This is a genomic window from Pseudoalteromonas sp. Z9A5, from assembly GCF_011378875.1.
Taxonomy (GTDB): Bacteria; Pseudomonadota; Gammaproteobacteria; order Enterobacterales; family Alteromonadaceae; genus Pseudoalteromonas.
The window spans coordinates 1-643 of sequence record NZ_WTLC01000125.1 but is presented as its reverse complement, the minus strand read 5'-3'; the positions used below and the strand labels follow the sequence as shown (position 1 = coordinate 643).

The following is a 643-nucleotide window of genomic DNA, read 5'->3' as shown; positions in this document are numbered from 1 at the left end:
GCATTACTCGTCCCGCTGATGATCGGGGTGCTGTTGTTAGTTGCTCCCACGGTCTCTAAGGTGAGTGTGGGGGCGAGTGTATCAATGATACCAAGCTGTGTGGCGCCGCCGGTATTGCCTGCTGCATCGGTAATGCTGGCTTGTACGCTGTAGTCACCATCCGGTAATTCTGGGCTGATCACTTGCCATTCACCGTTTGCATCTACGGTGGCGGTAATTGGGTGATCATCGCCATTGCTGTCGGTGATCATTATTACGATGAGGGTGCCCTCAGGCTCGGTTGATACCCCACTAATAACCGGGGTGTTGTCGTTGCCAAGGCCGAGTAAATCAACGCTAATAACCGGTATGACGGTGTCGACAATGCCACTGCTGCTGGCGGTGCTGGTATTGCCTGCGGCATCGATAATGCTCGCTTGTACGCTAAAGTCACCTTGTGCAAGGGTATTCGGGACTTCAATAAACCAATGCCCATCGCTGTCAACCTCGGTGGTGAGTGTGCGTATAACATTGTTTGCGTCCGTTACAATAAGGGTGACAGTGCCCCCTATCTCATTACTGGTGCCGCGTAATTCAGGGGTTAAGTCGCTTATGTCCCCGACGGGTTGAATAGTCAGTGTTGGTGCGGCGGTGTCGATAATGC

1 protein-coding gene is annotated in these 643 nt (G+C 52.9%); it reads right to left on the bottom strand.

Annotated elements, in window-relative coordinates; all coding sequences use genetic code 11:
* A partial coding sequence (locus GQR56_RS21315) for an Ig-like domain-containing protein (RefSeq protein WP_206018261.1) occupies positions 1-643 on the bottom strand: 643 nt, incomplete at both ends.